The sequence below is a fragment of the Streptomyces sp. P5F9 genome, assembly GCF_057961495.1.
Genome location: NZ_JBXVPZ010000477.1, coordinates 1 through 7,211, shown reverse-complemented (window position 1 = coordinate 7,211; position 7,211 = coordinate 1). Strand labels below are relative to the sequence as shown.

Here is a 7,211-nt window from a genome sequence, read left to right as displayed (position 1 = left end):
GCCGTCACCACCGACCCCAGCCGCGGGAAGTCGAGCTTCACCGACGCCTGGTGCTCGGCCGCGGTGAGCGCACTCATCGCGTCCTCGACGAAGACGAGTCGGTGGCCCAGGTCGCCGGCGGCACGCGCGGTGGACTCCACGCCGAGGTTGGTGGCGATCCCGCCGAACACCAGGGTGTCGACGCCCCGTTCACGCAGCCGCTCGTCAAGTCCCGTGCCCTGGAAGCCCCCGATCGACCGCTTCACGATCTCCAGGTCCCCGTCCCGGAACAGCCCGTCGGCGAGTCCACTGCCGGCGGGCTGCTCGGTGATGCCGGGACGCTCGACCCGGATCAGCACGACGGGCGCACCGGCGGAGCGGAAGGCGGCCGCCAACTCCTCGGCCACGGCGAGGACTTCGGTTCCCTTGTACGGTTCGAGCGGCAGCGCGACGATGCGGTCCATCAGGTCGACGAGGACCAGGGCGGTGCGCTCGGGGTCGAGAGCCGGCCGGGATTCGGCAGTCTGGGGTGGGGTCATGACGGAACGTTAGCTCCCGTCAGCCGTCCGTACCGGAAATCCGGATCAACAGGCCCATGAACTGGTCGCGTTCGGCCTCCGACAGCGGGTCGAGGAGCTGCTCGTTGGCCGCGCGGGCCGCCTTCTCGCAGCGCTTCAGCAGCCGCGCGCCCTCGGTCGTGAGCGACACCGCGTTCTTACGGCGGTCCTTCGCGTCGGGCTCCCGTACGACCAGGCCGGCGGACTGGAGGTCGTTCAGCACGCCGACCAGATCCTTGGGGTCGAGCCCGACACCGCGGCCGAGGTCGGCCTGGGCGACCGGCGCGAGGTCGCGGACGGCGGAGAGCACCACGTGGTGCCACATCTTCAGCCCTTCGGCGGCCAGCGCGTCGGCGACGAGGGCCCGCCCCCGGGCGGCTGCCCGCCCGAGGAGCCAGCTGGGGAGGGAGCGGATCGCGGTGAGGGGTTCTTCGGCCATGCGGGCAGTCTAGCGAAAACTCGTTGGACATCCCAATGAAATCGTGAATATCATTGGGCATCCCAACGATCACCCATGATCTCTGACGCTCTCTCACGACTCCTGGAGGTGCGATGCGTCGCGTCCGGTACGAGTCCACCGGCGGCCCGCTGTTCCTGGAGGAGGTCCCCGTCCCCGTACCGGGCCCCGGCGAACTCCTCGTCCGTACCGAGGCGATCGGGGTCACCCTGCCCGTCGTCCGCAAGGTCACCGAGGCTGCCGAGCCGATCCCGCTCGGCGGCGAGATCGCGGGTGAGGTGGTCGCCGTAGGACAGGACGTGACACGTTTCCGGGCGGGCGAGCGGGTGACCGGGCTCTGCTTCGGGCACGGGTACGCCGACTTCGCGGTCCTGCACGAGGTGATGGCCTCCGCCATCCCCGACGCCGCCTCCGCCGTCGACGCGGTCGCGCTCGTCCGCAGCGGACTGGTGGCCCTGGGCGCGCTGGACGCGGCCCGCCCCGAACCGGGCGAGGCCGTGCTGATCACGGCCGCGGCGAGCGGAGTCGGCCATCTGGCCGTGCAGTTGGCGAGGGCGCGGGGTGCCGGGCGGGTCGTGGGCGCGGTCTCCGATCCGGCGAAGGGCGACTTCGTGCGCGCTCTGGGCGCCGACGAGGTGATCACCTATGACCACCTGGGCCGGCCTGACTGGGGCGACCCCGTCGACTACGTACTCGACGCGGTGGGCGGCGAGTTGCTCACCCCGGCCATAGCGACGCTCGCGCCGGGCGGGCGGCTCGTGGCGTACAGCTCGGGTGGCGGGACGGTCCAGGCGTACGACCTTCTGGTGGGCGCCAAGTCCGTGATCGGGTTCCAGATGGCGCGGATCGCGCGCGGGAAGCCGGAGTTGTACGAGCAGTGGCGGCAGGAGCTGTGGCGGCTGTTCGCGGACGGCGCCCTGAGACCGGCCGTGCACGGGGAGTTCGCGCTGGCGGAGGCGGCGAAGGCGCACGAGGTGATCGAGGCGCGCAGCAACCTCGGCAAGGTCGTGCTGCGCCCCTGAGGCACCCCGGCTCACCTGACGAACACTCACCACCCGTCCAGCGTCGCGAAGTTATGGGGCGCCGGGCACTGCACGCTTCTTGTGAGGCGCCGGAGGCCCCAACTAACGTCTGTGACGCGCCCGTTGGACGTGGGATGTCCGGATGTCCAGACGAAGGAAGGGCAGGTAGCACCACCATGCCGTCGAGTCTTCACGCACGTCTGAGATCCACCCTCACCGCCGCACTCACCCTGGCCGCGCTGCTCACGCTCCCGAGCCCCGTGCACGCCGCGACCGCCCAAACCACCTCCCCCACCCCCGAGTTCGGCCAACAGGTCCTCTTCAAGGCTCCCCAGGACGCGGGCTACGCCTGCTTCCGGATCCCGGCCATGGTGAAGACCGACGACGGCACCCTGCTCGCGTTCGCCGAGGGCCGGGTCCTCAACTGCGGTGACGCCGCCGACATCGACATCGTCGTCAAGCGCTCCACGGATGACGGCCTCACGTGGAGCCCGTTGCAGGTCGTCAACCACGGCGGCGGCGACACGCACGGCAACCCGGCACCCGTCGTGGACCGCAGCACGGGCCGCATCCTGCTCGCCGAGACGTACAACACGGGCCGTACGGACAGCGCCAGTTGCTCGGTCCCCTGCGACCGCACCCCGCACATGCAGTACAGCGACGACGACGGCCTGACCTGGTCGCAGCCGCGTGACCTGAGCGACGAGATCCTGCCCCCGAACTGGAACTCCTGGTACGCCACAGGACCCGTGCACGGCATCCAGCTCACCCGCGGCCGGCACAAGGGCCGGCTCGTGTTCGGCGTCAACACCGAGACCTGGGACGGGAGTCGGGTCACCGCGAACAACGCGGCGCTGATCGTGAGCGACGACGGCGGCGACCACTGGAAGATCGGCGCGACCGACTCGTATCCGATCGCGGCCGACGGGACGTGGCGACAGAAGCCGTCCGAGGTGACGCCGACCGAGCGCACCGACGGTTCGATCCTGGTGAGCGGCCGTGAGCAGGACGGCACAGACCTCGGCCACCGTACCCAGGCGGTGAGCCGTGACGGCGGCGACAGCTTCACCGCGCCCTTCCGCGACCTGCCCGACCTGTACGCCCCGCAGGTCCAGTGCTCGACACTCGGGGTCGGCTCGCGCATCCTGCTGGCCTGCGACGCCGACCCGGACCGCCGCCGCACGATGATGATCCGCTCCTCCTACGACGGCGGCCGCACCTGGGACAGCGTGGACCGCGGCACGGTCGTGACGAAGGACTGGTCGGGCTACTCCGACATGGCGCGCATCGACGGCGACACGGTGGGCCTGCTCTACGAGGGCGGCGCCGTGACCGCGACCGACGAGATCCGCTTCGCCCGCTTCAACGAGGCCTGGCTGCAACCGCGTCGGGGCCCGGACCCGACGACCGCCGACCTCACCCCGCACGCCGAGCGCGCGGCGGTGCTGGGAGGCGCCCAGGAGACCGACGGCGTGTCCGGCGGCGCCCTGTCCTTCGACGGCGTGGACGACGCCGTGCGCCTGCCGTACAGCGACCGACTCCCGCTGGGGACAAAGGACTTCACGGTGTCGCTCTGGTTCCGCTACACCGCCACGACCGGTGATCAGCCGTTCCTGTGGATGGGCGGGGTCGGCACCACCGAGCCGCAGGTCTGGCTGCGCGGCGAGCCCGCGGGCAACCACGTCCGGGCGCTGATCACCACGCGGGTCGGCGCGACGACCGTCCACACCACCTCCGTGGTGACCGCCGACGCCTACAACGACGGCCAGTGGCACCAGGCCGTACTGCGGCGCGGCGGTGGGCAGTTGACCCTGTCCGTCGACGGTACGGCGGTGAGCACCGCGGACATCGTGGGCTCGGTGAGCCGCAACTCGCCGTTCGGTGTGCACATCGGCCAACGCATGGACAGCATGCAGTACTTCACCGGGGCGATCGACGAAGTCCACGTCTGGGACCGGCTGTTGACGGACGACGAACTGGCCGCGCAGCACCCGTCCCCCGCGGGGACCGTGCTGTGGCTGCCCATGGACCGTGTGAGCGGCAGCCACTAACGTCCCGGGCGTGCCCGAGGACCGACGAGCACGACAGCGGAGGGGAGCCGGGGTCGGCCTGCTGCTGACCCTGGCTCTCGCCGCCGTGCTGCTCACCGCCCTCCCCGGGCGCCACGACAGGGAGGGCGGCGGCGCGTGCACGGCCCGTACGGTGCGCTCCTGGTCGCCGGACGCGAAGCTCACCGACGCCTTCGCCGCGTACGGCGACGACGCGTCCCGCGCCGACGACTGGACCGGCGGCGACGGCACCCACTCGGTGCGGCTGCCGGACGGCCGGGTGCTGTGGCTGTTCTCCGACACCTACCTCGGCCAGGTGCACGCCCCGCCCAACCCGGTCGGCGAGTCGTACGCCTGGCGGGACACCAGCGCGCCCCTGGTCCGCAACTCGGCGGTGGTGATGCGCGACGGCCACCCCCAACTCACGCTCCCCGCACCGCTGTTCCCCGACCCGGCCCCGAACGAGTGGCGTTGGCCGGTCGCGGCCCGCGTCGAGCCCCGCTCCCCCGGCTCGCCCGAGTCGGTCGTACGGGTGCTGCTGTGGACGCGGGCAGCGGGGTCGTACCCATGGATCTACGGCGTTCCGGTCGCGACCGAGGTCGCCACGCTGTCGCTGCCGGATCTCCGGGTGGAGTCGATCGTCAAGGTCTTCGGTCAGGAGTTGGTCCAGGACCCGTCCCGGCGTGTGCAGTTCGGGACGACGACGGTCGCGGTGGGCGGCTGGACGTACGTCTTCGGCGGGAACGACGCGCAGGCCGCGGCCCGGCCGACCTCCTCGGCGTATGTGGCACGGGTGCCGGAGGGCCGGCTCGGGGAACCGGGTGCCTGGGAGTACTGGGACGGCTCCGCGTGGACGGCACGGGCCGGGCCTCGGCCGGTGCTCGGCGATGGTCGGCACACGGGCGTGGGCAGCGCGTTCTCGGTGGTGCGGGACGGCGGGACGTACGTCCTGTTCACGATGGCCGCGGGCAGCCGGGGGCTCACCACCGTCACCTCGTACTGGGCCTGTTCGCCCACCGGACCGTGGCACGGCCCGACGAGGAGTTTCAGCCCGCCGCTGCCGCAGGGACAGGTCGCCGCGTACAACCCGCAGGTCCACACGGAGTTGGGCGACGACGACCGAGTCGTCCTCAGCTACGACGTCAACTGGCTGGACGCGACCGCTACTTCGGCCGCGCTGAACCTCAGCCGGAACGTGTCGCTGTACCGACCGCGGTTCGTGACCCTGCGGTTGGGGCCGCCGGCCCGGTGACCTCGGGCAGCGGATCGCGGGCGCGGCGCTTGGCGATGACCGCGCACACCATCAACTGCATCTGGTGGAAGAGCATCAGCGGCAGCACGGCCAGCGAGGCGTGGGCGCCGAACAGGACGCTGGCCATGGGCAGTCCGGAGGCGAGGGACTTCTTCGAGCCGGCGAACTGGATGGCGATCCGGTCCTCCCGGTCGAAGCGCAGCGCCTTGCCGCCGTACCAGGTCAGGGTGAGCATCACGGCGAGCACGACGGCCTCGACGGCGAGCAGTCCGGCGAGACGGATCGCGCTGACCTGGTGCCAGATGCCCTGGACCATGCCCTCGCTGAACGCGGTGTAGACGACGAGGAGGATCGAGCCGCGATCGACGTAGCCGAGGATCTTCTTGTGCCGGGTGATGAAGCCGCCCTCCCGTCGCCCACCACCACCCTGCTCGACGCGCTTCGCGCGGCCCCTTTTGACTCCGCAGCGCCGCAGCACCTGCCCGGCCAGGAACGGCACCAGGAGTTGCAGCACGATCTTGACGAGCGAATCGGCGGAGAAGCCACCGCCGTTGCCGCCGAGCAGCGCCGCCGCGAGCAGCGGGGTGATGACGATGCCGGCGAGCGAGGAGAAGGAGCCCGCACAGATCGCGGCGGGCACGTTGCCGCGCGCGATCGAGGTGAACGCGATCGACGACTGGACGGTCGACGGGACGAGGGTGAGGAACAGCAGCCCTTGGTAGAGGGGGTGGGTCAGGATCACCGGGACGAGACCGCGGGCGGCCAGGCCCAGCAGCGGGAAGACGACGAAGGTGCAGGCCAGGACGGTGGTGTGCAGCCGCCAGTGCTTGAAGCCGTCCAGTGCCTCACGCGTCGACAGGCGGGCGCCGTAGAGGAAGAAGAGGAAGGCGATCGCGGCCGTGGAGGCGCCCGAGGCGACGTCGGCGCCCGTGCCTCTCGCGGGGAGGAGCGCGGCGAGGCCCACCGTCCCGAGCAACAGCAGGATGTAGGGGTCGACCGGCATCCGACTCGGCCATCGCAGGCGTTTCACTGTGCTCCACTGTCTCGCTCGTCCAGCTGTGCGTCCGGTCCGTCGTCCGGCGCGTACTCGTGCCCTCCCCATCCTCCTCTCCGGACTCTTGATCGGGAATCCGTCATACCGCTCTGACTGCCATCACGTTTCGCGATAACCGACTACGGTGTATGCCATGGTGTATGCCATGTACGACCTCTCCCACCTGCGTACCTTCCTCGCGGTGTCCCAGACGCTGAGCTTCACGCAGGCCGCCCGCCGGCTCGGGCTGCGCCAGTCCACGGTGAGCCAGCACGTGCGGCGCCTGGAGGACGCGACGGGACGGCAGCTGTTCACCCGTGACACCCACTCCGTGGAGCTGACGGAGGACGGCGAGGCGATGCTCGGCTTCGCGCGCCGCATCCTGGAAGTGCAGGAACAGGCGTCGGCGTTCTTCACCGGCACCCGGTTGCGTGGCCGCCTGCGTTTCGGCGCGTCCGAGGACTTCGTCCTCACCCGGCTGCCCGAGATCCTGGAGGGCTTCCGCTACGACCATCCCGAGGTGGACCTGGAGCTGACGGTCGAGCTGTCCGGCACGCTGCACGAGCAACTGGCGGCCGGGAAGCTGGACTTGGTGCTGGCGAAGCGCCGCGCCGAGGACCCGCGGGGCGAGCTGGTCTGGCACGACAAGCTCGTGTGGATCGGTGCGGAACGGCTCCGCCTGGACGCGGACCGTCCGGTGCCGCTGATCGTCTATCCGCCGCCCGGCATCACGCGGGCGCTCGCACTGGAGGCGCTGGAGCGGCAGGGGCGGGCGTGGCGCATCGCGTGCACGAGCGGGAGCCTGAACGGGCTGATCGCCGCGGCCCGGGCGGGACTGGGGGTGATGGCCCACTCGCGGGGGC

At 71.2% G+C, this 7,211-nt stretch carries 7 protein-coding genes; 4 read left to right on the top strand and 3 right to left on the bottom strand.

All coding sequences use genetic code 11. From position 1 onward, the window contains the following. Window positions 1–518 (bottom strand): isochorismatase family protein (locus tag AC31A1_RS42960; protein ID WP_489658510.1); only part of this gene is annotated, 518 nt, incomplete at its 3' end. A gap of 19 nt (window positions 519–537) precedes the next feature. Beyond that, window positions 538–975, bottom strand: a complete 438-nt coding sequence (locus tag AC31A1_RS42955; protein ID WP_489658509.1) for a MarR family winged helix-turn-helix transcriptional regulator — start codon at window positions 973–975, stop codon at window positions 538–540. Between the two features lie 113 nt (window positions 976–1,088). Between AC31A1_RS42955 and AC31A1_RS42950 the strand changes: the two genes are divergently transcribed. From AC31A1_RS42950 to AC31A1_RS42940, 3 genes are all read left to right on the top strand, one after another. Further along, a complete protein-coding gene (locus AC31A1_RS42950) occupies window positions 1,089–2,015 on the top strand; it encodes a quinone oxidoreductase family protein (protein ID WP_489658508.1) in 927 nt (308 codons plus the stop codon). 176 nt (window positions 2,016–2,191) lie between these two features. Beyond that, complete coding sequence (locus tag AC31A1_RS42945; RefSeq protein ID WP_489658507.1) at window positions 2,192–4,066, top strand: exo-alpha-sialidase; 1,875 nt, start codon at window positions 2,192–2,194, stop codon at window positions 4,064–4,066. 10 nt (window positions 4,067–4,076) lie between these two features. After that, the gene (locus AC31A1_RS42940; protein ID WP_489658506.1) at window positions 4,077–5,315 is read left to right on the top strand and encodes a DUF5005 domain-containing protein; all 1,239 of its coding nucleotides are present in this window, start codon (window positions 4,077–4,079) and stop codon (window positions 5,313–5,315) included. Here AC31A1_RS42940 and AC31A1_RS42935 read toward each other — a convergent pair. Further along, window positions 5,248–6,318 (bottom strand): bile acid:sodium symporter family protein, encoded by a 1,071-nt coding sequence (locus AC31A1_RS42935; protein WP_489658505.1) that lies wholly within the window; start codon window positions 6,316–6,318, stop codon window positions 5,248–5,250. The genes AC31A1_RS42940 and AC31A1_RS42935 overlap by 68 nt on opposite strands. Window positions 6,319–6,514: 196 nt before the next feature. On the opposite strand from AC31A1_RS42935, the gene AC31A1_RS42930 reads away from it, so the two are divergent. After that, a partial coding sequence (locus tag AC31A1_RS42930; RefSeq protein WP_489658511.1) for a LysR substrate-binding domain-containing protein occupies window positions 6,515–7,211 on the top strand: 697 nt, incomplete at its 3' end.

What these genes read in the sequence shown, in the direction of transcription:
- AC31A1_RS42955 (WP_489658509.1), bottom strand. Translation starts at nt 975, where the DNA reads ATGGCCGAAGAACCCCTCACCGCGATCCGCTCCCTCCCCAGCTGGCTC.
- AC31A1_RS42950 (WP_489658508.1), top strand. Translation starts at nt 1,089, where the DNA reads ATGCGTCGCGTCCGGTACGAGTCCACCGGCGGCCCGCTGTTCCTGGAG.
- AC31A1_RS42945 (WP_489658507.1), top strand. Translation starts at nt 2,192, where the DNA reads ATGCCGTCGAGTCTTCACGCACGTCTGAGATCCACCCTCACCGCCGCA.
- AC31A1_RS42935 (WP_489658505.1), bottom strand. Translation starts at nt 6,318, where the DNA reads ATGCCGGTCGACCCCTACATCCTGCTGTTGCTCGGGACGGTGGGCCTC.